We start from the raw sequence: 25,546 nt of genomic DNA, 5'->3' as shown, positions 1-25,546 counted from the left end.
CTAAACATAGAAAAAACTCCTTATAGATTGTTTTTTATTGATTCGACAAAAAAGGCTGCTGACCCTGCCTTTCAAGGCAGTTTGTCAGCAGCCTCAGCTGACCAGAATGATGGTCAGCCTTTTTCTCACGTTTTTGTTCAGTTGGTTTTCAGCACTTTCAACCAGCTTTCCGCTTGTGCTTTTTCCTGTTCATCCATTTCCACCAAAGGCAAGCGCACATTGGGTTCGCACCAGCCTTGTAATGACATGGCGTACTTAAGCGGCACAGGGCTCGATGTCATAAACAAGCCATTGAACACGGGAAGCAACTTTTGATGCAGGGAAAGCGCCAAGGCATGATTTCCCGCAAAAAATGCTTCAATCATCTGTTTCATCTCGCGTCCGACCAAATGGCTGGCCACGCTGACGATTCCCGCGCCTCCCACAGCCAAAATCGGCAATGTCAAGCTGTCATCCCCACTATAGACAGCAACGTCCTCTGGGACTTGCATTACCAACTGTGAAATCTGGTTGAGGTCCCCACTAGCTTCTTTGATGGCGACCACGTTATCCAACTGGGCCAGACGCGCCATGGTGTCCGCAGTCATGTTCACACTGGTACGTCCTGGCACATTATACAGCATAACAGGCAATCGTGTGGCTTCAGCCACTGTTTTAAAGTGTTGATACAGCCCTTCTTGCGATGGCTTGTTGTAGTAAGGGGCTACCAACATCACCCCATCCACGCCGATCTCCTCTGCTTCTTTGGTCAAGAGAATGGTTTGCTCTGTGTTGTTACTCCCGGTTCCCGCAATGATTTTAGCGCGTCCGTCTGCTTTTTGCTTGGCGAACCGGAACAGCTCCAGTTTCTCCTCATGAGTCAAGGTGGGAGACTCTGCCGTGGTTCCCGCCACCACGATCGCATCGCTACCAGTGTCTATCAAGCGATCAATGCATTCTTCCACCTTACCCCAATCAATGCGATTCTCTTTCGTAAACGGCGTGCACATGGCCGTAATCAACCGACCAAACAGCATGATGGCATTCCTCCATTTGTTTAAGAAAAGTGTATGTTGTGCAAGTCGAATTTTCTATGAAGGGCGCGCACGGCTTTCACCATGTCTTCCCCGCGAACCAATACCCAAATCGTCGTATGCGAATCAGCCGATTGGAGTATTTGAATGTCTTCTTCCGTCAGGGCTTCGGAAATCTTGGCCATCACTCCTGGCACTCCCGCGATGCCCGCCCCGACGACCGACACTTTTGCGCATCCCCCGGTCAACTCCGGATGGAGACCCAATCCGGTCAGCAATTCGGCCGCCCGCTCTGCCATCCCGTCATACACGGTATACGCGATCTCGCTGGGGTTGACACTGATGAAGTCGACGCTGATCCCATGATCTGCCATCGTTTTGAACACTTTAAGCTGTGAATCGTATTGACCTTGTTCCAACCGAATTTTGATCTGCGTCACATCAGCCATCTGGGTAATCCCGATAATGGTCAAATCCCTAACTTCCCCGGCCAGGCGATCGGATTCCGTCGCATTGGTCACCAATGTCCCCGGATGATCCGACATCGTGGATCTTACGCGAATCGGGGTGTTGGTTTGCATCGCAATCTCTACCGCGCGCGGATGAATCACTTTGGCTCCTTGAAAAGCGAGGTTGCACATTTCTGTGTAAGTAACCCTCTCTAGGTAGGAAGCGTCATCCACAATACGGGGGTCTGCTGTCATAATCCCTTCGACATCAGTAAAAATATCTACATAATCAGCGCGCAAGGCCACGCCCAACGCCGTCGCAGTCGTGTCGCTCCCGCCTCGGCCAAGGGTGGTGATTTCACCATCCGTTGTCTGCCCTTGGAAGCCAGCCACTACCACTACCTGATTCCCTTCCAACTCCCGCAGGATTCGCTTGGGGTTAACTGTAAGAATCTGGGCATTGGTATGATGGTCATTCGTGATGATTCCCGCTTGTCCACCAGTCAACACAACATTCTTGATCTCGTGTTTGGTCAACATGCTCGAAATCGTGGTTGCAGAGATGATTTCACCGCAGCTCATCAGCATGTCTTTTTCGCGCGGCGTAATCTGGTCATCGTATTGCTTCGGCAATTGCAACAGCGTATCCGTCGCGTAAGGGTCCCCTTTTCTGCCCATCGCCGACACTACGACAACCAAGCGGTATTCTTCCGCCAAGGCTTTTCTGATATGGTGCAAAACCCGAGCCCGTTGTTCAGGTGTGGCAACGGAGGTTCCGCCAAATTTTTGCACTAAAATCCCCATGACATATCCCTTCTCTTCATCTATCTTGATCGATGAGCGCTTCGGCGATTTGGACAGCGTTGGTGGCCGCACCTTTTAACAAGTTGTCAGACACAACCCACATATTTAAGCCGCGTGGATGCGTCAAATCCCGCCGCAGGCGGCCAATAAATGTTTCCATGCGATCTGTCGCCTGAAGCGGCATCGGATACACTTGCTTTTGAATATCGTCCTGCACAATGACTCCCGGAGCCTCGCTCAACAGTTGCCGAACCTCTTCTAAATCATACTCCGACTTCAACTCGACATACACTGATTCGCTATGGCCGCGCACCACCGGAACGCGTACGCACGTGGCTGTCACGCCGATGCTGTCGTCACCTAAGATTTTTTTGGTTTCATTGACCATTTTCATCTCTTCAAAGGTATATCCGTTTTCCTGCCCCACATCAATCTGAGGGATCACGTTAAACGCGATTTGATAATGTTTATCCAATTTGCCTACCGGCAGGACGGACGGCGTCACCTCTTCACCGTTCAACACAGCTTTGCTTTGCTCTTCCAGCGCGATAGTCGCTTTCCAGCCGGCACCGGATACCGCTTGGTAGGTTGATACGATGATCCGCTCAATGCCATATCGGTCCAACAGCGGTTTCAACGCGACAACCATTTGGATCGTCGAGCAGTTCGGGTTTGCGATAATTCCTTGATGCTCTTTGATTTTGTCCGCATTCACCTCAGGCACAATCAGCGGCACTTGGGGATCCATCCGAAAAGCACTGGAGTTGTCAATGACCACCGCGCCCCGTTTCACGGCTTCCGGAGCCAACACTTTGCTCACGTTCCCGCCTGCACTAAAAAGGGCGATCTCCACGCCTTCAAATGCTTCCGGCGTCGCTTCCTGAATCGTGACTTCCTGTCCCTTGAAAGAAATCGTTCCCCCCGCCGAACGCTTTGAAGCGAGCGGACGCAATTCTTTCACCGGAAACTCCCGTTCTTCCAAGTATTTGACCATCTGTTGTCCCACAGCACCCGTTGCGCCCACAACCGCTACTGTATATCCTTGTATTGTCATAAGTATCATTCCCTCCCAAGCAGCACGCTGTTCATTATGACAAATGTCCCCTAAATCCCATTTCTCGTTTAGGGGACAAATAGGCTTATTAATAGCATACTATATTATTTAGCCAAATCCCGATATTTTTCAACTATTAATGGTTGCAGTTGTCTCCCTTCGATCGCGGCGAGACACGTCTCAGGTATCATCTCCATTCGCGCAACCATTGATTTGGGCTTTTTTTCCGGCGCGTCTTGGCCGAAAGGAACGAAATAGATATCTTTTGCCGCGAGTAGGCGGGCGAGGTTCATCGCATTCAATCCTAACGCGTCATTGGTAGAAATGGCAAGCACAACCGGCCGATGATTGCGCATTTGCGCCTTGGCGGCCATCAAAATCGGCCCATCCGTCATGGCGTTGGCCAGCCGCGACAGCGTGTTGCCCGTGCAAGGAGCGATCAGCATGCAGTCCAATGTTTGTTTCGGCCCGAACGGTTCAACTTCCGGCACCGTCATGAGCGGCGTCCGCCCAGTGATATCCTCGATCTTCCGCCGCCAATCTTCCGCCGTTCCAAACCGGCTATCTACTGTCGCGACGGTGTGAGAAATGATCGGGATCACCTCCGCCCCTAATGAGACCAGGCGCTGCATCTGCGGCAACACTTCATCATGTGTGCAATGCGACCCTGTCAAACCAAAGCCGATGGTGTACCCTTGGAAGTTCATCAAACGTTCCCCTCCTTTTGAAGTTCCATCGGTTTCAACAACTGCGTAATGGTTCGAGCCAAAATCCGGCCCGCCGTTTTAGGTGCGACGATCCCCGGCAAGCTGGGGGCCAAGATCGCTTTAATGCCCCTTTTCTCGGCAAAGGCGTAATCGACTCCACCCGGCTTGGAAGCCAAATCGATAATTACCACGTCGTGCGGGCAATGTCTGAGCGTCTGGGCTGTAATGATCGGCGCCGGGATCGTGTTGAATATCAAATCCGCCTCTTTCACATGTTGGTTAAGCTCCCGGGTGTCAAACGCCTTGAACCCCATTTCAAACGCGCGCGCGTGATGGGCAGAACTGCGAACCCCCACTCTTACATCGGCACCGATGGCATGCAGGACGCGAGCCAATGAAAGGCCGCATCGTCCCATCCCCAACACTAAGCAGATCGATCCGTGTAGTGTAATATCCGTGTTCTGAATAGCCATCATCAAAGCGCCCTCTACCGTGGGGATTGAATTGTAGATCGCCACGTCGTCCCGTTGCATCAATTCAATCAGCTCAATCCCATACCTTGCGCACAAATCCTTCAAATACGGCTTGGCGATTCCCGCAAATACGATGCAATGCGCCGGCAGTGAAGAGAGGTGCTCTTCCGTGAGGATGAGCGTGTCAGAAGTGAACACACTGCTTACATGTCCGTGTTCATCGGTTCCCACAATCGGCAAGACAAGCACATCTGCTTTGCTTAACACTTCGGTCGACAATTCTTTGAGAGAAGCCCCGCTGAATGGGCTTTGTAGATTGTCATAACCGATGAGGCTGACGCGGGCATTCATCTGAATGCAGCTTTTGATCACTTCCAACTGCCTTGCATCACCACCGAGGAAGACCACATGCTTGCCAGTCAGCATTTGCTCACGACCCCTTTCCCAGGGAAAATAATTGATTGAATAAGGGCGCATGCCAAAGTTCTATCCTTGCTTGCATCATATGTCACAGGTGGAATAGGGGTTACCTTTTTTCTGAGTGGGTGTCCACAATGACGATTTCCGGACCGATTTTTTTGATCATCGCCCAAGATAAAGCCAGATGCCGGGCATTTTTCTTAAGCCACGTGCCTCTCGCCGTTTCCAGCAAAATGCCTTCGATTTTTCCCGTCGTCGGATTAAATTCCATATCAGCCGCCGCAAAACTGCCTAGCTTTTCCCCATTGCTCACATCCACGCATTCTTTGACGGCAAATTCACTCCATCTCATCATTCGCCCTCCTCATTTGGGGTGCTGTTATTGAATGTATGGCTTACTTGTGGACATATGACTGAAAAACGAAAGAAACCCGGGGAGTATCCCGGGCCTAGGTCAACCAATGCGTGTTTGGCGGCATATTCGTTTCGCTTTTTGCATAGCGACGATGAGTGTGTCCAATCGTTTGGAAAGCGGTAACACATGCTCCGCAGACAGCCGTGAGGGTTCACCCTCCACGGACTGGTGCAGCTGCGAGCGAAGGCGTTCCATTTCTTGTTCCAGATGGCTCAGCGACTCTTCGGTCATGCAGATCCCCTCTTCCTTATCTGCCCGTATGACCAAATCCGCCTGATCCGCGCGCGGTATCGTCCAATTGTTCCACCACTTGGATTTCCACTTGCGGAACCGACATGAACACCAATTGAGCAATCCGTTCTCCACGTCGGACCACAAATGCCTCATCTCCCAGATTAAGCATGATCACTCCGATTTCTCCGCGGTAATCGGCATCGATGGTGCCAGGCGTATTTAACACCGTAATCCCATGCTTTAAAGCCAAACCACTGCGCGGGCGCACTTGCGCTTCAAGTCCATTCGGCATTGAAATCGCAATGCCCGTTTTGATTAATTTCCACTTACCCGGTTCGATGAGCACTTCTCCATGTATCGCCGCATGCAAATCAAAACCGCTGGAGCCTGTGGACATTTTCACTGGAAGAGGCAGATCTTCGTTTCCTGGTAATTGAATTAGTTTGACATCAATCAATTTAGTTCCTCCTAAAGGCAGCCGGCACCTTGGCGTCTGGGGATATAAGGGCGAGCGACATGGGGGAAGCGATCATTTCCCGAGCCAAGTCATTCACATCATCCAGCGTGATGTTCTCCACGCTTTCCACGATTTCATCCAATGAGAGGTGACGGCCCAAAAGTAATTCATTTCGACCTAATCGGCTCATGCGGTTGTTGGTGCTTTCGAGTCCCAGCATGAGGTTGCTTTTCAGCTGCTCTTTGGCCTTAACCAACTCCGCATGGGAGATGCCCTTTTCTTTCACTTGTGTCAAGATGTGCTGGACGCAATCGACCACTTCTTCTTCCTGCCCATGTTTGGTTCCCGCGTAAATGGCGAAAATCCCCATGTCCCGGTGGGCTGAATGGTATGAGTAGACAGAATAGGCCAATCCGCGCTCTTCGCGTATTTCTTGGAACAAGCGCGAGCTCATGTTGCCCCCTAAGACATTATTAAGCAACACCAGTGTGTAAATCCGCGAGTCTTTGACAGCAAGACCGGGCAAACCGATGCACAAATGCGTTTGCTCCGTCGGTTTTTCCTTCACTTTTGTGCCTGGGGTAAAGACCGGGAGATGATCTGTTCGCGCTAAGGTCTGGCCTTGGTAGCCGCTGAAAACCTCTTCTATCTGTTCGAGATAATCATCTGGCAAGTTGCCCGCCAAAGCCACCACCACTTGTTGCGGCGTATAGTATTGCTCACGGTAACGCACCAAATCTTGCTGGGTAAAACCTTCAACTGTCTCCACACTTCCCAAAACGGGATAACCTAGCGCATGATGCCCAAGAGACGCCTCGGACAAAAGATCATGTACTAGATCGTCCGGTGTATCTTCCACCATCCGGATTTCTTCGATGATCACCTTTTTTTCCTTTTCAATCTCCTCTTCGGCAAACACCGATTCAAAAAACATATCCGACAGGACGTCAAGCGCTGTTGGAAAATGCTGATCCAGCACTTTGGCGTAATAACAAGTCATCTCTTTGGATGTGAACGCGTTCACCTGACCCCCGATTTCATCAAACGCTTCCGCCAACTGACGGGCCGACCGCTTTTTGGTTCCCTTGAACAGCATGTGCTCAATGAAGTGGGAGATGCCGTTATTTTGCGGTGTCTCACGCTCGGAGCCCGTTCCGACCCAAATCCCAAAAGCGATCGAGCGGACATGGGGAATCTTCTCAGCAACTATGCGCACACCATTTGGAAGCGTATGTTTAACGATCACACAGGATCCTCCTTCTCATAAAAAACAATATCCCTACTATATCAAAACTCTCTTGTTCACTCAATCGTCTCCAGCCGTTCCGATGAGAGCAAACGCCCAACTGGCAACCATCGGCACCCCTTCTCCTTCATTGTGCGCAAAATCAGCGGTAATGCCTCCACCGTCCGATCCGTGGGATGGGTCAACAGCAAGTGACCGGGGCCCATAGCCTCCTTCACCTTGTTCACCATCATTGCGGGGGAAACCGACTTGCGCCAGTCAACTGTATCTACGGTCCATAATACAGTATGCATTCCGTGAGCCGCAGCAACGGCCACCACCCGTTGGTTGAAATCGCCTGCGGGCGGGCCAAACCAGCGGCTCTTGACGCCAAGCGTTTTTTCAATCAGCTGATTCGTTTTGCTAATTTCTTCATTCATCCGCTCTGGGGTCAGTTGACTCATCATCGGATGGGAATAAGCGTGGTTGCCTATTTCATGCCTATCTTTCACTATCCTCCGAGCCATGTCTGGATTTTGTTTAAGCCATGATCCGTCCAAAAAAAACGTCGCTTTCACGTTTTCCTGCCGCAATATTTGCAACATTTTTGGCAAATGTTCGGTTCCCCATGCTACATTCACCATCAACGCGACGGCCTTCTTTTGCTCATTCCCCCGGTAAATAGGATGGGCGCCCAGTTCTTCCATGGGTACAGCTGGCTTTACTTGGCGGTACACCCAGCGGATGGGGCGATTCCGTTTCTGCTTTTTGGTCTCTTTGATGGTGGCTTCAATATCCACTTCTCTCCCGTTTAATCCGGGAATGAGCTTCCACACCCGATCAACCCGCGCATCAATTGGCGGAATGGCCTGTTTGGGGGCTTCTGCTTGGATTTGCTTGCGCAACAACTCATCTTCATCCGCATGCGCCCATACCGGGATATCCTTCCCTTGCTTCACAGCAGTCACATAAGCTTCCATGAACGGCGTATCTGCCATGAAAAACAGCAGCAAGACGATAAGGATAAAGACCGTTAATCTGGCTGGGAAGAACAAGGTGTCCACCTCCTTTATTCCTACCTTATGCGGGTGGACAATTCCCTATTCTGCTGAAGTCTATAGGCGTAAAAAAAGAGGCAGATCGCTCTGTCTCTTTTTGCCTCTCTTGTCACTTGCTATGTTTTTTCTGCTCGGTGTTCTTATCCTCTTGTTTGAGAAGCACTTTGCGCGAGAGATTAATCCGACCTTGATCATCGATTTCCGTCACTTTGACCTTGATGGAATCACCGACATTAACCACATCTTGCACTTTGGCGACACGGTTTACATCAAGCTGTGAAATGTGGACTAACCCTTCCTTGCCTGGGAACAGCTCCACAAAGGCTCCGTATTTTTCTACTCGCTTCACTGTGCCAACGTAAATCTCGCCGACAACTACTTCACGCACCAAATCCTCAATAATCTTCTTGGCCCGTTCGTTTTGACTCGTTTCCGGGGAAGCAATATAAATGCGGCCATCTTGCTCGATGTCAATCTTCACGCCGGTTTCTTCGATGATCTTGTTGATCACGCGACCGCTCGGCCCGATGACGTCACGGATTTTGTCGGGGTGAATGCGCATGGTCAGGATTTTTGGAGCGTATGGGGACAGCTCTTTGTTCGGCTCGCTGATTGTCGCCTCCATGTTGTCCAAAAGGGTCATCCGCGCTTTTTTGGCTTGTTCCAGCGCCCGTTCGAGAATCGAGCGGTCAATGCCGGAGATTTTGATGTCCATTTGCAACGCAGTCACGCCGCGGCGCGTTCCAGCCACCTTGAAGTCCATGTCACCCAAATGGTCTTCCATGCCTTGAATATCGGTCAACACGACCACTTTGTTGTCTTCTTTCACCAATCCCATCGCGATACCGGCGACTGGCGCTTTGATCGGCACCCCTGCATGCATCAATGCCAAAGTGGAAGCACAAATGCTGGCTTGTGAAGTGGACCCGTTGGATTCCAACACTTCGGATACAAGACGAATGGTGTATGGGAACTCGTCTTCGGATGGAATCACTTGTTCCAATGCCCGTTCACCCAGGGCTCCATGGCCAATTTCACGGCGTCCCGGCGCACGGATCGGTCTCGCTTCCCCTACGCTAAACGGCGGGAAGTTGTAATGGTGCATGAAACGCTTTGATTCCTCCAGATCCAAGCCGTCCAAAATCTGCACATCACCCAGGGCCCCCAAGGTACAAACACTCAGCACTTGAGTTTGACCCCGCCGGAACAGACCGGAACCATGTGTGCGCGGCAAAATGCCAATCTCGCTGGAAAGCGGACGAATTTCCTCCGGTTTACGACCGTCTGGCCGTTTTCCTTCTTCGACAATCAGGCGGCGCACTTCTTCCTTCACAATCTTGTCCAACACTGCGTTGATATCTTTTTCATGTTCGGCGAATGCCTCTTCGCCCAATTCTTCCAACATCTGTTCAAGGGTTTGCTTTTTCACTTGATCAATGGCATCCTGACGGGCCTGCTTTTCCGTCACTTGCACGGCGGCAAGCAAGGAATCGGTGGCCAAAGCGCGCACCCGCGCGTCAATCTGCTCGTCTACCTGGTACAGCTGGACTTCCATTTTCGGTTTGCCCACTTGCGCCACGATTTCTTCTTGGAAGGCCACAATCTTCTTGATTACCTCATGACCGAGGAGAATCGCTTCCAAGATCGTTTCTTCCGGAATCTGCTTTGATCCCGCTTCCACCATGTTGATGCCTTCTTTTGTTCCAGCCACAACCAGGTGCAGGTCGGATCGCTCTTGTTGCTCAACCGTCGGATTGATGACCAGTTTGCCATCGACACGCCCTACGATTACGCCGCCGATCGGCCCCCGGAATGGGATGTCTGAGATGGACAGTGCGGTGGATGCGCCGATGAGTGCCGCGATCTCTGAGGAACAATCTTGATCGACGGACATCACAATCGTGACCACTTGCACTTCATGCCGGAACCCCTCATCAAACAACGGGCGAATGGGTCTATCGATCAAACGGCTGGCCAAAATGGCTTTATCGCTCGGGCGGCCTTCTCGCTTGATAAACCCGCCCGGGATTTTGCCCACAGCATACAAGCGCTCTTCATAATTGACTGTCAATGGAAAAAAGTCCGTATCACGTGGTTCTTTGGAAGCGACCACCGTCGCCATCACGACTGTATCTCCATAACGAACCATGACGGAACCGTTAGCTAACCCAGCAAATTTCCCAATTTCAAGTACGAGTTTGCGTCCTGCTAATTCCGTTTCAAATAGTGCTGATTCCATAGTACAAGTATTTCCCCCTCTCAAGAAAAACACACACAAACATTCCATACTTCTTCATATGTACAGTATGTTCCTTCTCTTAACTTTTTAAAAGGAAGGTAAGATAAAAAGCGGGGCAAAAATGCCCCGCTTGTGTTCTTATCGACGCAGACCAAGCTTTTCAATGAGTTCGCGATAACGGGTGATGTCTTTGTTCTTCAAATAGTTGAGCAGGTTACGACGCTGACCAACCATTTTCAGAAGACCACGGCGGGAATGATGATCTTTCTTGTGGTCTTTCAAGTGAGCGTTCAGCTCATTGATACGATGAGTCAGAATGGCGATTTGCACTTCCGGGGAACCCGTATCGCCTTCGTGTTTTTTAAATTGGTTGATAATGTCTCTTTTTACTTCATTGGTTAATGCCATGTCTCATATCCTCCTTATTCTAATCCCCCTTAACCCAGACCACCGTCGAGGCCTCGGCCATCCGAGCTAGGGTTGTCGTGGCATGTTTGCCACCGGAATAGTATAGCATAACATAGTGTGTTGCACAAGAAGCGGGCGCTTATTTCGCGTAGATTTGCAACCACTCTTCCGCATGTTGTTTATCTTGGCTGATTTGCTTGATCAGTTCATCGACGCCTGAGAATTTTTTCTCTTCGCGAATGAACGACAAGCATGAAACCCGTAACACTTTTCCGTACAAATTCGCATGTTTGTCAAGCAAATGCACTTCCAGCATTTCCTGCGGCGTCGGATCAGAAAAAGTAGGGCGCACTCCGATATTCATCAGGCCGTGGGCTGGCTCCCCGTCCACAGTCACGCCGACGACGTAAACCCCGCGGCGCGGAATGAGGTATGGGGCGGTCAGCCGCAAATTGGCGGTCGGAAAGCCCATCTGCCGCCCCCGCTTGTCGCCGTCCACCACCACGCCTTCAAAGGAATAAGGCCGTCCCAAAATGCGAGTAACCAATGTCATATCCCCATCAGCCAGCGCTTGGCGCAATCGGGTGCTACTGACCGGTCCTTCCCCCAGATCAATTCGGTTTACCACACGTGTAACGAACCGGCCCTGTGCCAGGTCGGCCAAGTCGGTCGCCGTACCGGTTGCCTTGCGGCCAAAAGTGAAGTTGAAGCCAGTCACAACCCCTTTGACCCCCAACGGCAACAACACTTCCTCTACAAACGCTTCTTTGGACAGCGCCGCAAAAGTCAAATCGAATTTCATTACAATCGCCCGTTCCACACCCAACTTGGCAAACTGCTTCAACTTTTCGTCAAGTGGCGTCAAATAGCGGGTGATGTGAGCCTGCCCCAACACATCCCGCGGATGGGGGTCGAACGTCATCACCGCGGGGCGGGCATCAAGCTCTTTCGCCAACTGGATGGCTTCACCAATCACCGCTTGGTGACCGCGATGCACCCCGTCAAAGTAACCGATCGCCAGCACCCATTCAGCCTCAGGCGTTTGCGGAATAAAAGGGTAAGTCATATGAATGATTTCCATCAGCGTTCCACATCCCGAAATACTTTTTCCGGCTTGGCCCGTCCAGCCGAGCCCATGCGGTACAAGGCCAAAAAAGCCCCTGTGTCCGCATACACCCGAAATAATTGTCCCGCTTCCACTCCGCTTTCGTCAAGAGTCAGCCAGCCGCCGTCCAACACTTTTTTCGCATCGACCCCGTTGACGGTCACCGCCGGGAAATGAGTCAATCCACCGTCGACCGGTGTTAAAACGCTTTTCCATTCCGCTGGCCCGCCCAACGCTTCCAACTCGGCGAGGGTGTAACAATCTTCCAAGCGAAAAGGTCCACTTTGAACCCGGATCAAAGAGGCCATATGCGCTGGATATCCCAAGGCTTTGCCCAAATCCACACACAACGTCCGCACATACGTCCCTTTGGAGCAAAGCACTTCAAAATGGATAACCGGATATCTGCCCTCTTCCAGTTCCAATAACTTTAGCTCATGGATGGTCACCTTCCGGCTGGGGCGCTCCACCACTTTTCCTTCCCGGGCCAACTGATACAATCGTTTGCCCTCGATTTTCACGGCAGAATACATAGGCGGCACCTGCTCAATCTCACCCACAAAGCGCTGAATGACTGATTCAACCCCTTCTCGTGTGATGTCAGGTACCGCCTCCACTTGTTCTGTCACCTGCCCGGTTTGATCCTCCGTATCCGTCGCGACGCCAAGCCTAAGCGAGCCGCGGTAACGTTTCGGCAACGCTTGCACATACTCCACCACGCGAGTCGCCTGCCCTAAGCAAATGGGCAACACGCCCTCCACCTCTGGGTCCAATGTGCCGGTGTGCCCCACCCGCTTTTGCTTGGCCAAGCGACGTATGGCTGCCACTATGTCGTGCGAAGTACGGCCGCGTGGTTTGAATACCGGCAAAATCCCATGCATTGTCATCTTGCTTCACTCCTAAGTTGCGAACGGATCTCCGCCAACACGCTCGCTTCCGCTTCCGCGATGGTGCCCTGCACTGTGCAACCCGCCGCCCGAGCATGGCCGCCGCCGCCAAACTGCTTGGCCACTCTCCCCACATCGACAATCTCGCGCGAACGCAGACTGACTTTGACCGTCTGGGGTTGCTCCTCTCTAAACAAGATTCCCACATCAACCCCTAAAATATTGCGGGCGTAGTTGACGATGCCATCCAAATCATCATGGGACGCATTTGCAATATCGGCCTTGGCCAACTTCATCCACGCGACCAATCCGTCATCCGTTTGCTGGAGTGTCCCTAGCGCCGCCTTTAATAAACGCAATTGGGAAAGTGTCACCGTCTCAAGCACTTGATCGGCAATCTGGTGGAATGAGATGCCCATCTCCACCAATTTGGCCGCTTGCCGCAACACCTTCGGAGATGTGTTGGAATATCGGAAACCGCCGGTGTCGGTCAACAATCCCGTGTAAATATGGGTTGCCAGCTCCTCATTCCACCCCACGCGGCTTTGGTCGATCCAATCATAGAGTATCTCCGCCGTTGCCGCCGCTTGCGGCTGGACGATGTTCATCGTTCCAAACGAATCATTGGTGGCGTGATGATCGATATTGACCACGGAAGCACCAGGGGCGATCAATTCGCAGCAAACCCCCATCCGAGCCCGATCAGCGCAGTCCAAGGCCACCACCCGCTCAAAGGTTTCGCTGACTTCATGGATTTGCTTCACTTCGTCCGCTCCCGGAAGAAACGCGAATTTCTTAGGCAATGGGGACTCATTAACCATAACCACCTGTTTTCCCATTGCCTGTAACATCGTTCCCATGGCAAGCGTAGAGCTGATCGCGTCTCCATCCGGGTGGATGTGAGACACGACCAGCACACGATCCGCTTCTTCAATCCATTGTTCCAAAGGTTGAATCCAGTTCATCTTACTCTTTCTCCTGTGTATTGACTTCAGTCAACAAACGGGAAATATGCTCTCCCCGGTCCAGCGAATTGTCTATGACAAAAACGAGCTCTGGAACATGGCGCAATTTGATGCGGCGGCCGACTTCAGAGCGAATGTATCCTTTTGCTTTCTCCAAACCGGACAAGGTTTGCGATTTTTGATCGGCGCTTCCCATCACACTGATGTAAACTTTGGCCACTTGCAAATCACCGCTCATCTCCACCGCCGTCACCGTTACAAAGCCGATGCGTGGATCTTTGATTTCTTGCTGGATGATCTGGCTCAATTCTTTCTTCACTTGCTCTCCAACACGGCTAACACGAATGCGCGCCATGGTCTACCCCTCCTACTTGCACATGTATTCACATAAAGGTGATAGAGGTATAAGTCACTTCCAACCCATCCGTATTTTCCAATACGGTGAGGGCCTGTCGCAACTCCTGTTCCACAACCTTCGCATGACTGCCCACACCGACGACGGCCAAGGCGGTAAGCTGCCGGTTGTCTTGATAACCCACTTCCGCAACGGACAAATTGAACTTGTTGCGCAGTTTCGCCTGCGCGCTTTGAATCACACGCCGTTTGTCCTTTAAGGAAGCAGAGACGGGCACGCGCCCCTCCACTTCCAACAATCCGATGTGCACGTTATGTCCGCTCCACTTCTTCAATCACATAAACTTCGATGACATCTCCTTCTTTGATGTCATTGTAGTTTTGCACCGTCAGGCCGCATTCATACCCTTGTGCCACTTCTTTGGCATCGTCTTTGAAACGCTTGAGGGTGTCCAGCTTGCCTTCATGCACAACCACGCCGTCGCGGATGAGGCGGATATGCCCGTCACGCACCACTTTACCTTCTGTGACGTAACATCCGGCAATGGTACCCACTTTGGACACTTTGAAGATTTGACGCACTTCAGCGGTACCCACCACCCGCTCTTCAAATTCAGGGTCTAACAACCCTTTCATCGCGGCTTCGATCTCTTCGATCACTTTGTAAATGATGCGGTGCAAGCGGATATCCACTTTTTCCTGCTCCGCCATCGCTCTGGCGTTTGGTTCTGGACGCACGTTAAACCCGATCACGATGGCGTTGGACGCAGAAGCGAGGATGATGTCGGACTCCGTAATTGCCCCGGCACCCTGATGGATGATCTTGACTCGTGCGCCTTCTACGTCGATTTTTTCCAGAGAGCCCCGCAACGCTTCTGCCGAGCCTTGCACGTCAGCTTTGATGATCACGTTCAGGTCTTTCACTTCCCCTTGTTGGATCTGCTTGAACAGATCATCCAAGGAAACGCGGCTGTTCGCGCCAAGCTCTTCTTCACGTTGCTTTTGCAGGCGCTTGTCTGCAATCGCCCGGCCTTTCTTCTCATCCTCAAACACCATAAATTGATCACCGGCGTTGGGCACATCAGGCAAGCCGAGAATTTCCACCGGCGTCGATGGCGGAGCCACTTTCACCCGACGTCCGCGGTCATTGACCATTGCACGGATTTTGCCAAAGAAGTTGCCCGCGACAACCCCATCGCCCACTTTCAACGTTCCGTTTTGTACCAATACGGTCGCGACCGGCCCACGGCCTTTATCCAGCTCGGCTTCGATTACGACGCCACGCGCCCGTTTGTTGGGGTTCGCCTTGTATTCTTGCACTTCTGCTACCAGAAGAATCATTTCCAACAGCTCATCAATGCCTGTTCCTGCCAACGCTGACACAGGAACGAAAATCGTGTCGCCACCCCATTCTTCTGGTACCAGACCATGCTCTGTCAATTGTTGCTTGACGCGGTCGGGATTAGAGTCTGGTTTATCGATCTTGTTGACCGCCACGATGATCGGCACTTCTGCCGCCTTAGCGTGGTTGATCGCCTCAATCGTCTGTGGCATGACACCGTCATCTGCAGCAACAACCAAAATGGTGATGTCGGTCACTTGCGCCCCGCGTGCGCGCATGGTTGTAAACGCGGCGTGGCCAGGAGTGTCAAGGAAAGTGATTTTCTTGCCCGATACCTCCACTTGGTACGCGCCGATATGCTGGGTGATACCACCCGCTTCCCCAGCGGTCACATTGGTGTGGCGGATTTTATCAAGCAAGGTCGTTTTACCGTGGTCAACATGCCCCATAATCGTAACCACAGGAGGACGTTCAACCAAATCCTCTGGAGCATCTTCTTCCACTTGCTCCTCGAAATTGCTTTCATCCACTTCCTCAACGTATTGGACTTTCACATCAAATTCGTCCCCGATGACAACCATGGTCTCCACATCGATTTCTTGGTTGATCGTAGCCATGACCCCATGCATAAGCAACTTCTTGATGACGGCAGAAGCCTCACGGCGCAGGAGCTTGGCGAAGTCCCCAACAGAAAGCGGGCCGGACACGGTGATTTCTTTAGGTAATACGGGTGCCTGTTTTTCGCGTTGTTCAGACCCGCGGCGGTCACCCTTGCGGCGATTGTTACGGCCGCCTTTGCCACCTGATCCAGACGAAGCGTTTCCTTTTCCGCCATTGGCTTTGTTAAACTTCCCTTTACGATTGTTGTCCGACTTCTTGCCACCAAAGGCATTTCCGGCATTGGACGTGCCGGCCGATTGTGCGTCGTTAGCCCCGTCATTGGCTTGACGTTTATTTTGATTTCTTGGTGATTGTTGGTTTGGCCGATTGTTTTGACGAGCCCCCCGGTTTTGCCCTTGATTCTTTTGAGCATTCGGGTTTTGCTTCGGCTTCTTTTCTCCCTGTGGCTTCTCTTCTTTACTGTTAGAAGACTTTTTTACTTCGTTTATATACTGTTCCACTTTTTGGATCATTCCTTCGTTCATCACGCTCATATGGTTATTTAATTTCATATCCATACGTTCTAAAATGTTAAGCACTTCCTTGCTGCTCATCTTCATCTGTTTGGCGTACTCATATACTCGGATTTTGGCCAATCCATTCACCCCCGTCAGTTACTCGAAAGCTTACGGAACGAACGGGCAAATCCCTCATCGAGTATAGCGATCACCACCCGTTCTTCTTTGCCGATTGCAGCTCCAAGCTCCCCCCGGGTACCATATCGAATCAATGGAACGCCATAGGAAGAGCATTTGTCCGTTACTTTCTTTTCCACATTTTTCGCGGCATCTGTGGCCAGGAAAACCAGCCGCGCCTTACCCGATCGGATCTCTTGAATGACTAGCTCTTCACCTGAAACCACTTTTCTCGCCCTCATAGCGAGACCCAACAACTGTAGCATCTTATTCATTCAGGTCCATCCCTTTTACCACTTCGCGCAGTTCGTCGTAAATTTCGGATGGAACTTGTGCTTTAAGGGCCCGGTCCAGCGCTTTTTTCTTTTGCGCCATGTCGATGTATTCCAACTTGGCACACAAGTACGCTCCGCGCCCCGATTTTTTCCCGCTCGGATCAATGATGATCTCGTTGTCGGGTGTACGAACAATACGAATTAAGTGCTTTTTTGGGAACATTTCCTGAGACGCCACGCATTTGCGCATGGGAACCTTCCGTTGCTTCATCGTTCAAGCAACCTCCCCATTTTATAACATTTCATCCGCTTCATGTGCGGGTTCAGCTTCCTCCGCTACCTGCTCAACCAGCATCGGCTCTTGTTCAATCGGTTCGCCGGCCTCTTGCGCTTCGGATTCGCTCTTGATGTCGATTTTCCAGTTGGTCAGTTTGGCAGCGAGGCGAGCGTTTTGCCCTTCTTTGCCGATAGCCAGCGACAACTGGTGATCCGGCACGATCACACGCGCCATCTTTTCTTCCTCATACACGGTGACACTGATCACTTTGGACGGGCTGAGTGCATTAGCAATCCACTCGCCGATATCTTCTGACCAGCGAACAATGTCGATTTTTTCCCCTTTTAATTCATTTACAACCGTTTGCACGCGTTGTCCGCGGTGACCCACACATGCTCCCACGGGATCGACATCCTCATTGCGCGAAGAAACGGCCACTTTGGAACGTTGTCCGGCTTCGCGGGCGATGGCGCGAATTTCGACCACGCCTTCGTAGATTTCTGGCACTTCCAACTCAAACAATCTTTTCAACAAACCAGGGTGGGTGCGAGAAAGGAAAATCTGCGGGCCTTTCGTCGATTTTTCTACCTTGGTAATGTAAGTTTTTACGCGATCTCCATGTTTGAAGCGTTCACCAGGAATCACTTCTGCATGTGGCAAAAGAGCTTCTACTCTACCCAGATCCACATAGTAGTGGCGGTTGTCGGCGCGTTGCACGATCCCGGTGATGATATCCTCTTCACGGTCGATGAAGTCTTTGTAGATCGCCGTGCGCTCCGCCTCGCGGATGCGTTGCGTCACCACTTGTTTGGCAGTTTGCGCCGCAATACGGCCAAAATCAGCCGGAGTCACTTCAATCTCGACGATATCGTCCAATTGGTAGTTCGGGTCCAATTCACGCGCAGCTGCCAAGCTGATTTCCAAGCGCGTGTCCAACACGTCCTCAACCACAGTTTTGCGCGCGAACACGCGCACTTCTCCGTTATGGCGGTTAATGTCGACCCGCACGTTTTGTGCAGAGTGAAAGTTGCGCTTATAACCGGAGATCAAGGCTGCTTCGATTGCTTCGATCAATATGTCCTTGCTAATCCCTTTTTCTTTCTCTAATTGACCGAGGGCTTCGATGAACTCAGCATTCATCGGCCAACATCCTCCCTTCGTTTTTAAAAAACGATAGCTAAACGGGCTTTCGCCACTTTTTCCCGTGGGATGTGCACCGTTTTCTTTTTCTCCTCTACCGTCAAAGAGACGCTGTCAACCTCTTTCAATACGCCTTCGAACACCTTTTGCCCGTCAATCGGCTCATAGGTTGTCACGTGCACATGTTTGCCGATAGCTTTGTGGAAATCGTTTTCTTTTTTTAGTGGTCTTTCAGCCCCAGGAGAAGAGACTTCCAGTATGTAAGCGCCTGGAATGGGATCACTCTCGTCAAGCACTTCGCTCAGTCGCTCACTGACGCGGCTGCAATCGTCCAAGTCCACTGGTTTTTCTTCGCGGTCAATAAATACGCGCAAAAACCAGTTTGTCCCTTCCTTTTTATACTCAATGTCGACTAATTCCAGTCCTTCTGCCTCTATGATTGGAAGTGCGATCTTCTCCACAACTTCTGACACTTGTCGGCTCAAGGCCAACCCTCCTTATTTTGAGCCAATTCGATATCACCCCTAGCAAAACGGAAAGAGTGGGTCAGCACCCACTCTTTATTGCCAACAGATGTATCTACACTAAGTATAACCAACGTGATTATAACACAATCAGCAAAATGCATGCAATTGCCTTTCACGGAAAAGCATGGGGTGCAGGCTTCGTTTTCCTTTATCATGCACAAAAAAAGATTTACATGAAATTGATGCCCTAATCCATATTTGCATGTTAAAATTCGATAGGATTATAAAAATATACAATATTATCCTTTATTTCGCTAAACAGGCAATGTGCTGAAACCATAGGGAATTTTGTTGTTTCCAGCTTGGTTCCAAGCGTTTTTTGTGATTTATTTTTTAATCTGGTTGTAACTAGATAGGAGTGGTTTGATGAGTCGCACACAAGCGAGTATCTATGTATTGATGGGCGCATCATCCTATGGTGTGGTGTCCACGATTACCAAACTAGCCTACCAACACGGGTTCGCCACGGGAGAAATCACGGGTAGCCAAGTGTTTTTTGGTTGTCTCTTTCTGTGGCTGGTTGCCTTGCCAGCCTGCGCCAAAACGAAGCGGCTTTCTCGCAAAAGCCTGCTGTCTCTAATTATGTGTGGGATGGTGTCCGGTTTGACGGGAATCTTCTATTATCTATCCCTCAAGACGCTGTCCGCCTCCTTTGCCATCATCCTCATGTTCCAATTCACCTGGATCGGTCTATTGTTGGAATGGATGCGTACGCGGGTGAGACCCCGCTGGAATCACTGGTTGGCCACAGTTATCATCTTGAGCGGGTCGTTGCTAGCCAGTGCTTCCCAACTCAACGGCGCCTCGCTTCATGCGAAGGGGATTTTCTTCAGTTTGCTGTCCGCTTTGACTTATGCGCTGTTCATTTATTTTAGCAATTTCGTCGCGATCGACGTCAATCCGATGATTCGTAGCGCCAGCTTTGTAACCGGCGGATTGTTTACTAACCTCCTTATCTTTTCCCCCGCTTTTCTCATCGAGGGGAAGCTATTTGACGGCTTGTGGTTTTGGGGTCTTTTGCTCGGTTTGTTCGGCACTGTCATCCCTACCATATTGTTTATGAAGGGCATCCCTCACATCGGCTCCGGGCTCGCCTCCATCTTGGGTTCCGTCGAATTGCCGGCAGTCATCGTCGTGGCGGCGCTCTTTTTGCATGAACAACCGACTATGCTGCAATGGGCCGGGGTGTTGCTGATCCTGCTCGGCATCTTGATATCCGAGGCTCCGAGCATTATCGGGAGGCGATCGATTTCTGCCAAACAATCGTGATTTCCCACCGCTCTCGAAAGGGTGACAAAACCGTTCGTAGATCGAATTTTGTTCCCCTTTCGAGTATAATGGTAAAAAAGAGGTAAGGGGGCTTTCTATGTCCAAGCAACAAAACAGCAAGCAACTGCCACATCGTTCGGAAGTGCCGGTGGAATACACCTGGCGTTTGGAAGATATTTTCGCAACCGACGACCTTTGGAACGAAGAGTTTAACAAGGTGAAAGCCTTGATACCCAAAGCCGCAGACTTCAAAGGGACATTGGGCGATTCAGCCGAATCCTTGTTGCGCGCGCTCAAGTTCAGGGATGAATTGCACATGCGCCTTGAACAATTGTATACATACGCCCACATGCGGTATGACCAAGATACCACCAACTCCTTCTATCAAGCGCTTGATGCACGGGCAAAAAGCTTGTTCGCAGAAGCGGGAAGCGCGCTTTCTTTTATGACACCCGAACTCCTTTCCATCAGCGAAGACAAAATCAAAGCGTTTCTCGCGGAAAACAGTGAACTCCGCGTGTACAGCCACGCGTTGGAAAAGCTAAACAAAAAACGCCCGCATGTATTATCCGAAAAAGAGGAAGCCATTTTGGCCCAAGCGGCTGATGTATTAGGCACTTCCGCTACGACCTTTGGCATGTTAAACAACGCTGACCTCACATTCCCAACGATCGTGGATGAAGACGGCACACCTGTACAAATCACACACGGCCGCTACATCAAATTGATGGAATCAAGCGACCGGCGGGTGCGGAAAGAAGCATTTGAAGGCTTGTACCACACGTATGACAAATTTAAAAACACCTTCGCCAGCACCCTGAGCGGAGTAGTCAAGAAAAACAGCTTCTACGCCAAGGTTCGCGGATACGATTCAGCCCGTCACGCCGCCCTGAGCAACAATCACATACCGGAAACCGTGTATGACCAGCTCGTCAACACAGTAAATGAGCATTTGCCGCTTTTGCACCGCTATCTGGAAATCCGCAAACGGGCATTGGGATATGAAGAACTGCACATGTATGACATCTACAACCCACTGGTGCCAGACGCGAAGATGAAAATCACCTATCCCGAAGCACAGCAAAAGTTGCTGGAAGGCCTGGCCGTCATGGGGGATGAATATATCTCCATCCTGAAAGAAGCGTATGAAAATCGCTGGGTAGACGTGATGGAAAACAAGGGCAAACGCAGCGGCGCGTACTCCTCTGGCTCTTATAGCACCAACCCTTACATCCTGATGAACTGGCAAGACACCGTCGACAACCTGTTCACTTTGGCCCACGAATTCGGGCATTCCGTACACAGTTACTACAGCCGCAAAAATCAACCTTATATCTATGGCGATTACACCATCTTCGTCGCTGAAGTCGCTTCAACCTGCAACGAGGCTCTGTTGAATGACTACTTGATGAAACACACCACCGACAAGCAACAAAAACTTTATCTTCTCAACCATTATCTCGACTCTTTCCGTGGCACCGTGTTTAGACAAACGATGTTCGCCGAGTTCGAGCATACCATCTACCAAAAGGCGCAAGCCGGCGAGGCGTTAACACCTGATCTGCTCACTTCGCTGTACTATGCACTCAATCAGAAATACCATGGCGAAGCGATGATCAGTGATAAGGAAATCGGCCTAGAATGGGCCCGCATTCCCCATTTTTATTACAATTATTACGTATACCAATACGCCACCGGGTTCAGCGCGGCCACAGCACTGTCCAAACAGATTTTGACTGAGGGCAAACGCGCCGTTGACCGCTACACAGAGTTCCTCAAAGCGGGCAGCTCTGACTACCCGATCGAAGTGCTGAAGAAAGCAGGTGTCGACATGACGACTGCTGAACCGATTCGGTTGGCGTTGAAGGACTTCGAAGAGAAACTGAATGAGCTGGAGCAACTCCTCTTTGCTTGAGCGAGATGAAAACCGAACCGGCCCGGCGCATGTTGATAGCGCCGGGCCGGTTCATTTCCCCCTCATTTTTCAAACAGTGGCAAATACTCGCCGTATCCCTCTTTAACCAACTCGTCCTTCGGTATAAAGCGCAGGGCCGCGGAGTTAATGCAATAGCGAAGGCCGTTGGGTCCGGGGCCGTCGTCAAACACATGTCCTAAATGCGAATCCCCGTCTTTGCTTCTGACTTCCGTACGAATCATCCCATGGCTTGTGTCTAGCTTTTCGACGATTCTGTCTGGCTCCACCGGTTTAGTAAAACTGGGCCAGCCACATCCAGAGTCAAACTTGTCCATGGAGGTGAACAATGGTTCGCCCGATACGATATCCACATACAGCCCTTCTTCGTCATGATCCCAAAATTCATTTTGAAACGGAGGCTCAGTCCCATTTTCTTGCGTAACTCGATATTGCAGGGGCGTTAAGCGCGCCTTCAATTCTTCGGGACTATAAGGCTTTTTATTGTCCATGGCATGTACCTCCCCAAGGCAGTTTTCCGTTTCTTATTATCTTAACCTTTTGCAACCATCCGTTGCATTCCCCCCAAAAAAACATTTCCCCCTCACAGAGTTTTTCACAGGACGAGTTGGGCTAATGGATCGAGCAATTCCCTCTCCATCAGCAACAATTAATTTATATTTCACAAAAACATTTATTATTGTGATAATTATATTATTGACCTTCGCGAACAAAGGAGCTGAAGTACGAAATGACCACCCCGCTCACCAAGCACCCCAAGCGCATCCCGGTCTGGCGGACGCTACTCATCACTCTCCTCCTGCTCGTCCTGTTGTCGGCCGGAACCGTCAGTCTCTTCGTGCTCCATCTGCTCCCCCAGACAACCGGGGAAGTGAAGTTACCTGGACTGAGAGCTCCTGTACAGGTGACACGCGATTCACAGGGAGTGCCGCATATCAAAGCGCAAAACGAGCATGACCTGTACATGGCCCAAGGCTATGTCACCGCGCAAGACCGTCTCTTTCAAATGGACATGTCCCGGCGTTTAGCATCCGGTCAATTGAGTGAAGTGGTGGGAAAGTCGGCATTAGACAAGGATAAGTTTTTCCGCACGCTGGGATTGCGCCGGGCAGCCGAACGCTCTTACGAAGCTTACTCCGATGAAGCCAAACGCATCTTGTCCGCTTACGCCAAAGGAGTGAATGCGTATATCAATGAAGCCAAACGGAATCACCGATTGCCACTGGAATTCACCCTTGCCGGTTATAAACCGCGTCCTTGGACACCGGTCGATTCCCTAATCATCGGCAAATATATGGCGTATGACTTGGGCGGCAAATGGAAGGGGCAAGCGTTTCGCTACCTGATGCTGATGCAATATCCACAGGCAAAAGCACTAGATTTGTTTCCGCCAGAAACGGACCGCACGATCCCCAGCGGTCAGTTAGACGTCCCATCAAAACGCGCGCTCTCCCAATTGACCACCAATTTGGCCAAAGCCCCTTTCCCGGCAGCGTACAACGGCAGTAACAACTGGGTCATCTCCGGTAGCAAAACGGCGACAGGCAAACCCCTGTTAGCCAACGACCCGCATCTGGGGCTTCATCTGCCATCCATCTGGTACCAAACCACATTAAGCGAACCGCACAGACAGGTGAGTGGCGTTGTTTTCGCCGGAGTTCCCGGCGTAATCTTGGGACACAATGAGGCTATCGCTTGGGGCGTCACCAACTTGGCCCCGGATGTGGAAGATCTCTACATCGAGAAACGCCATCCACACAACCCCGATCTCTTTCTGTACAAAGGCAACTGGGAACAGGCGAAAATCATCACAGAAACCATCCCTGTGAAAGGACAACAGCCTGTGCGGCACAAGGTGCGGATCACCCGTCACGGCCCCATCGTCTCTGAATGGGCTGATCCTAAACAAAACTTGCCAACTGACACGGCCTTTGCCTTGCGTTGGACCGCTTTGGAACCGACAACCGAATTTGAAGCAACTTTGCGAATCAACCGAGCGCGCAATTGGGAAGAGTTCAAAAAAGCATTGACCTATTTTGATGCGCCGGCCCAAAACTTCGTCTTCGCCGGTTCGGACGGCACCATCGCATACCGGGCCAACGGCAAAATTCCGGTGCGCAAAGGAAACCGGGCTTTGCCTGTTCCCGGATGGACCGATGAATATGAGTGGAATAGCTTCATCCCATGGGAGGAGTTGCCGACGATCGTCAACCCATCCAGCGGATACATCGCCACGGCCAACCACCGGGTGTTTTCGTACGAATATCCTCACCATATCGCCAGCACGTGGTCTCCTCCGTATCGAACCCAACGGATCCATGAAGTGCCTATGGATGGAAGAAATCAAACAACAATTGTACCGACCGCTTCATCCGAAACTAGCAGAACTGTTTGATGAAAAAGACATCGTCACCGACACCTTGCTTTCCCAAGCCGCACGCGGTGAAGAAAGTGACTGGGTGACTCAGGCAGGGGGAATCAAAAAACTGTGCACCGAAGCACTCCAACGCGTTGTGAAGCGAGCCAGCAACTTGCAGGGAGCTGATCCTACTGCTTGGCGATGGGGCGAATTCCACCGAATCACATTTACCCATCCACTCAGTGTGAAAAAGCCGCTCAACCTCCTATTCGATTCTGCCAGCTATCCGGTTGGTGGAAGCGAGCATACCGTCCGGGCCATGGGTTGGAACAAACAAACCGGCACAGTCGATCATGGCGCCCCTTGGCGTACTGTTGTCGATGTTGGCAACTTAAGCCAAGCCGAACACCTGTTGGGTCCTGGGCAATCGGGGCAACTGGGCAGTGACTGGTATGATGACCAAACGGAAAACTGGACGATGAACCGTTACTACCGCACCACCATCCAAGCCCCGGCCAACTCTGACCATCAGTTGCGACTCGTTCCGTGATATTCAAACATAAATAGCGGAGTATATTCAGCCACCCGTTTTTTCGCTGGACAAATTAAAAACTGCCAATCCAAATCGGATTGGCAGTTGCTTGCATTCCCTGAAAACTAAAGAGTGAGTGTCACGTGACCTGCGTTGAAGGGCTTAGTGCGTTTCGCACTTCGTCCTTCACGTCCCGCGAGCTTCGCTCGTCGGGGATTCCGTTTGTTTGCTCTAGAAAGAGCTCCTTAGAAAGGAGGTGATCCATCCCCACCTTCCGGTAGGGATACCTTGTTACGACTTCACCCCAATCATCTGCCCCACCTTCGGCGG

The 25,546-nt window shown here is 51.1% G+C and carries 27 protein-coding genes and 1 rRNA gene; 4 read left to right on the top strand and 24 right to left on the bottom strand.

The genetic code is table 11. From position 1 onward, the window contains the following. Window positions 1-137 precede the first annotated feature (137 nt). From dapA to rimP, 22 genes are all read right to left on the bottom strand, one after another. Complete coding sequence (gene dapA, locus CLV36_RS16270) at window positions 138-1,016, bottom strand: 4-hydroxy-tetrahydrodipicolinate synthase (RefSeq protein ID WP_425436592.1); 879 nt, start codon at window positions 1,014-1,016, stop codon at window positions 138-140. Between the two features lie 20 nt (window positions 1,017-1,036). Continuing rightward, window positions 1,037-2,266 carry an aspartate kinase gene (gene dapG / locus CLV36_RS16265; protein ID WP_022738968.1) on the bottom strand — a complete coding sequence of 410 codons (1,230 nt, stop codon included), beginning with the start codon at window positions 2,264-2,266 and terminating at the stop codon, window positions 1,037-1,039. Window positions 2,267-2,282: 16 nt separating this feature from the next. Next, a complete protein-coding gene (locus CLV36_RS16260; RefSeq protein ID WP_106343351.1) occupies window positions 2,283-3,320 on the bottom strand; it encodes an aspartate-semialdehyde dehydrogenase in 1,038 nt (345 codons plus the stop codon). A gap of 104 nt (window positions 3,321-3,424) precedes the next feature. Beyond that, entirely contained in the window at window positions 3,425-4,027 is a 603-nt protein-coding gene (locus CLV36_RS16255) for a dipicolinate synthase subunit B (RefSeq protein ID WP_102992661.1), read from the bottom strand. After that, on the bottom strand, window positions 4,027-4,926 hold the full coding sequence (gene dpsA, locus CLV36_RS16250; RefSeq protein WP_102992662.1) for a dipicolinate synthase subunit DpsA: 900 nt from the start codon (window positions 4,924-4,926) through the stop codon (window positions 4,027-4,029). The genes CLV36_RS16255 and dpsA overlap by 1 nt, the downstream gene beginning before the upstream one ends. 100 nt (window positions 4,927-5,026) lie before the next feature. Further along, window positions 5,027-5,272 carry a YlmC/YmxH family sporulation protein gene (locus CLV36_RS16245; RefSeq protein WP_181353114.1) on the bottom strand — a complete coding sequence of 82 codons (246 nt, stop codon included), beginning with the start codon at window positions 5,270-5,272 and terminating at the stop codon, window positions 5,027-5,029. 102 nt (window positions 5,273-5,374) lie between these two features. After that, window positions 5,375-5,566, bottom strand: a complete 192-nt coding sequence (locus tag CLV36_RS16240; RefSeq protein WP_102992664.1) for an aspartyl-phosphate phosphatase Spo0E family protein — start codon at window positions 5,564-5,566, stop codon at window positions 5,375-5,377. Between the two features lie 16 nt (window positions 5,567-5,582). Beyond that, window positions 5,583-6,026 (bottom strand): dUTP diphosphatase, encoded by a 444-nt coding sequence (gene dut / locus CLV36_RS16235; RefSeq protein WP_022738976.1) that lies wholly within the window; start codon window positions 6,024-6,026, stop codon window positions 5,583-5,585. A gap of 1 nt (window position 6,027) precedes the next feature. Then, window positions 6,028-7,272 carry a M16 family metallopeptidase gene (locus CLV36_RS16230; protein WP_106343349.1) on the bottom strand — a complete coding sequence of 415 codons (1,245 nt, stop codon included), beginning with the start codon at window positions 7,270-7,272 and terminating at the stop codon, window positions 6,028-6,030. A gap of 56 nt (window positions 7,273-7,328) precedes the next feature. Continuing rightward, window positions 7,329-8,306 (bottom strand): polysaccharide deacetylase family protein, encoded by a 978-nt coding sequence (locus tag CLV36_RS16225; RefSeq protein ID WP_228503059.1) that lies wholly within the window; start codon window positions 8,304-8,306, stop codon window positions 7,329-7,331. A gap of 112 nt (window positions 8,307-8,418) precedes the next feature. Then, the gene (pnp, locus tag CLV36_RS16220; RefSeq protein ID WP_106343348.1) at window positions 8,419-10,548 is read right to left on the bottom strand and encodes a polyribonucleotide nucleotidyltransferase; all 2,130 of its coding nucleotides are present in this window, start codon (window positions 10,546-10,548) and stop codon (window positions 8,419-8,421) included. 138 nt (window positions 10,549-10,686) lie between these two features. Continuing rightward, window positions 10,687-10,956: a 30S ribosomal protein S15 gene (rpsO, locus tag CLV36_RS16215; RefSeq protein WP_022738982.1), complete on the bottom strand. Its 270-nt coding sequence runs from the start codon at window positions 10,954-10,956 to the stop codon at window positions 10,687-10,689. Between the two features lie 139 nt (window positions 10,957-11,095). Then, the gene (locus CLV36_RS16210) at window positions 11,096-12,037 is read right to left on the bottom strand and encodes a bifunctional riboflavin kinase/FAD synthetase (RefSeq protein ID WP_102992667.1); all 942 of its coding nucleotides are present in this window, start codon (window positions 12,035-12,037) and stop codon (window positions 11,096-11,098) included. Continuing rightward, window positions 12,037-12,948, bottom strand: coding sequence for a tRNA pseudouridine(55) synthase TruB (gene truB, locus CLV36_RS16205; RefSeq protein ID WP_106343347.1), 912 nt, complete (start codon window positions 12,946-12,948; stop codon window positions 12,037-12,039). The genes CLV36_RS16210 and truB overlap by 1 nt, the downstream gene beginning before the upstream one ends. Next, window positions 12,945-13,913 (bottom strand): DHH family phosphoesterase, encoded by a 969-nt coding sequence (locus tag CLV36_RS16200; RefSeq protein WP_106343346.1) that lies wholly within the window; start codon window positions 13,911-13,913, stop codon window positions 12,945-12,947. The genes truB and CLV36_RS16200 overlap by 4 nt, the downstream gene beginning before the upstream one ends. A 1-nt stretch (window position 13,914) precedes the next feature. Continuing rightward, window positions 13,915-14,268 carry a 30S ribosome-binding factor RbfA gene (gene rbfA, locus CLV36_RS16195; protein WP_102992670.1) on the bottom strand — a complete coding sequence of 118 codons (354 nt, stop codon included), beginning with the start codon at window positions 14,266-14,268 and terminating at the stop codon, window positions 13,915-13,917. 28 nt (window positions 14,269-14,296) lie between these two features. Continuing rightward, on the bottom strand, window positions 14,297-14,578 hold the full coding sequence (locus tag CLV36_RS16190) for a DUF503 domain-containing protein (protein WP_022738988.1): 282 nt from the start codon (window positions 14,576-14,578) through the stop codon (window positions 14,297-14,299). A gap of 1 nt (window position 14,579) precedes the next feature. Then, window positions 14,580-16,829 carry a translation initiation factor IF-2 gene (gene infB, locus CLV36_RS16185; protein WP_245888399.1) on the bottom strand — a complete coding sequence of 750 codons (2,250 nt, stop codon included), beginning with the start codon at window positions 16,827-16,829 and terminating at the stop codon, window positions 14,580-14,582. A gap of 50 nt (window positions 16,830-16,879) precedes the next feature. After that, complete coding sequence (locus CLV36_RS16180) at window positions 16,880-17,179, bottom strand: YlxQ family RNA-binding protein (RefSeq protein ID WP_022738991.1); 300 nt, start codon at window positions 17,177-17,179, stop codon at window positions 16,880-16,882. Next, the gene (gene rnpM / locus CLV36_RS16175) at window positions 17,172-17,450 is read right to left on the bottom strand and encodes an RNase P modulator RnpM (protein ID WP_022738992.1); all 279 of its coding nucleotides are present in this window, start codon (window positions 17,448-17,450) and stop codon (window positions 17,172-17,174) included. Before rnpM ends, CLV36_RS16180 begins: the two co-directional genes overlap by 8 nt. A gap of 21 nt (window positions 17,451-17,471) precedes the next feature. Continuing rightward, window positions 17,472-18,596 (bottom strand): transcription termination factor NusA, encoded by a 1,125-nt coding sequence (gene nusA / locus CLV36_RS16170; RefSeq protein WP_102992672.1) that lies wholly within the window; start codon window positions 18,594-18,596, stop codon window positions 17,472-17,474. Window positions 18,597-18,619: 23 nt separating this feature from the next. Continuing rightward, window positions 18,620-19,081: a ribosome maturation factor RimP gene (gene rimP / locus CLV36_RS16165; RefSeq protein ID WP_106343344.1), complete on the bottom strand. Its 462-nt coding sequence runs from the start codon at window positions 19,079-19,081 to the stop codon at window positions 18,620-18,622. A 408-nt stretch (window positions 19,082-19,489) separates the two neighbouring features. On the opposite strand from rimP, the gene CLV36_RS16160 reads away from it, so the two are divergent. Together CLV36_RS16160 and pepF are read left to right on the top strand one after the other, a co-directional pair. Beyond that, window positions 19,490-20,392 carry an EamA family transporter gene (locus CLV36_RS16160; protein ID WP_106343343.1) on the top strand — a complete coding sequence of 301 codons (903 nt, stop codon included), beginning with the start codon at window positions 19,490-19,492 and terminating at the stop codon, window positions 20,390-20,392. Window positions 20,393-20,489: 97 nt separating this feature from the next. Then, a complete protein-coding gene (pepF, locus tag CLV36_RS16155; RefSeq protein ID WP_106343342.1) occupies window positions 20,490-22,307 on the top strand; it encodes an oligoendopeptidase F in 1,818 nt (605 codons plus the stop codon). A gap of 62 nt (window positions 22,308-22,369) precedes the next feature. Here pepF and msrB read toward each other — a convergent pair whose 3' ends face one another. Further along, entirely contained in the window at window positions 22,370-22,816 is a 447-nt protein-coding gene (msrB, locus tag CLV36_RS16150) for a peptide-methionine (R)-S-oxide reductase MsrB (RefSeq protein WP_022738999.1), read from the bottom strand. A gap of 239 nt (window positions 22,817-23,055) precedes the next feature. Between msrB and CLV36_RS16145 the strand changes: the two genes are divergently transcribed. Further along, window positions 23,056-24,720, top strand: a complete 1,665-nt coding sequence (locus tag CLV36_RS16145; RefSeq protein WP_245888398.1) for a penicillin acylase family protein — start codon at window positions 23,056-23,058, stop codon at window positions 24,718-24,720. Further along, on the top strand, window positions 24,659-25,234 hold the full coding sequence (locus CLV36_RS17755) for a penicillin acylase family protein (protein WP_245888397.1): 576 nt from the start codon (window positions 24,659-24,661) through the stop codon (window positions 25,232-25,234). The genes CLV36_RS16145 and CLV36_RS17755 overlap by 62 nt, the downstream gene beginning before the upstream one ends. Before the next feature lie 231 nt (window positions 25,235-25,465). Here the strand turns inward: CLV36_RS17755 and CLV36_RS16140 are convergent. After that, window positions 25,466-25,546 (bottom strand): 16S ribosomal RNA (locus tag CLV36_RS16140); the annotation flags it as partial.

It is taken from the genome of Laceyella sediminis (assembly GCF_003003125.1).
Lineage (GTDB): Bacteria > Bacillota > Bacilli > Thermoactinomycetales > Thermoactinomycetaceae > Laceyella > Laceyella tengchongensis.
The sequence above is the reverse complement of the archived record's forward strand: the minus strand, read 5'-3'. Positions and strand labels throughout refer to the sequence as shown.

Coding starts and splice junctions, on each gene's coding strand:
- dapA (WP_425436592.1), bottom strand. CDS start 1,016: ATGCTGTTTGGTCGGTTGATTACGGCCATGTGCACGCCGTTTACGAAA.
- dapG (WP_022738968.1), bottom strand. CDS start 2,266: ATGGGGATTTTAGTGCAAAAATTTGGCGGAACCTCCGTTGCCACACCT.
- CLV36_RS16260 (WP_106343351.1), bottom strand. CDS start 3,320: ATGACAATACAAGGATATACAGTAGCGGTTGTGGGCGCAACGGGTGCT.
- CLV36_RS16255 (WP_102992661.1), bottom strand. CDS start 4,027: ATGAACTTCCAAGGGTACACCATCGGCTTTGGTTTGACAGGGTCGCAT.
- dpsA (WP_102992662.1), bottom strand. CDS start 4,926: ATGCTGACTGGCAAGCATGTGGTCTTCCTCGGTGGTGATGCAAGGCAG.
- CLV36_RS16245 (WP_181353114.1), bottom strand. CDS start 5,272: ATGAGATGGAGTGAATTTGCCGTCAAAGAATGCGTGGATGTGAGCAAT.
- CLV36_RS16240 (WP_102992664.1), bottom strand. CDS start 5,566: ATGACCGAAGAGTCGCTGAGCCATCTGGAACAAGAAATGGAACGCCTT.
- pnp (WP_106343348.1), bottom strand. CDS start 10,548: ATGGAATCAGCACTATTTGAAACGGAATTAGCAGGACGCAAACTCGTA.
- rpsO (WP_022738982.1), bottom strand. CDS start 10,956: ATGGCATTAACCAATGAAGTAAAAAGAGACATTATCAACCAATTTAAA.
- CLV36_RS16210 (WP_102992667.1), bottom strand. CDS start 12,037: ATGGAAATCATTCATATGACTTACCCTTTTATTCCGCAAACGCCTGAG.
- truB (WP_106343347.1), bottom strand. CDS start 12,948: ATGACAATGCATGGGATTTTGCCGGTATTCAAACCACGCGGCCGTACT.
- CLV36_RS16200 (WP_106343346.1), bottom strand. CDS start 13,913: ATGAACTGGATTCAACCTTTGGAACAATGGATTGAAGAAGCGGATCGT.
- rbfA (WP_102992670.1), bottom strand. CDS start 14,268: ATGGCGCGCATTCGTGTTAGCCGTGTTGGAGAGCAAGTGAAGAAAGAA.
- infB (WP_245888399.1), bottom strand. CDS start 16,829: ATGAAGATGAGCAGCAAGGAAGTGCTTAACATTTTAGAACGTATGGAT.
- CLV36_RS16180 (WP_022738991.1), bottom strand. CDS start 17,179: ATGAATAAGATGCTACAGTTGTTGGGTCTCGCTATGAGGGCGAGAAAA.
- rnpM (WP_022738992.1), bottom strand. CDS start 17,450: ATGAAGCAACGGAAGGTTCCCATGCGCAAATGCGTGGCGTCTCAGGAA.
- nusA (WP_102992672.1), bottom strand. CDS start 18,596: ATGAATGCTGAGTTCATCGAAGCCCTCGGTCAATTAGAGAAAGAAAAA.
- CLV36_RS16160 (WP_106343343.1), top strand. CDS start 19,490: ATGAGTCGCACACAAGCGAGTATCTATGTATTGATGGGCGCATCATCC.
- pepF (WP_106343342.1), top strand. CDS start 20,490: ATGTCCAAGCAACAAAACAGCAAGCAACTGCCACATCGTTCGGAAGTG.
- msrB (WP_022738999.1), bottom strand. CDS start 22,816: ATGGACAATAAAAAGCCTTATAGTCCCGAAGAATTGAAGGCGCGCTTA.
- CLV36_RS16145 (WP_245888398.1), top strand. CDS start 23,056: ATGACCACCCCGCTCACCAAGCACCCCAAGCGCATCCCGGTCTGGCGG.
- CLV36_RS17755 (WP_245888397.1), top strand. CDS start 24,659: ATGGAAGAAATCAAACAACAATTGTACCGACCGCTTCATCCGAAACTA.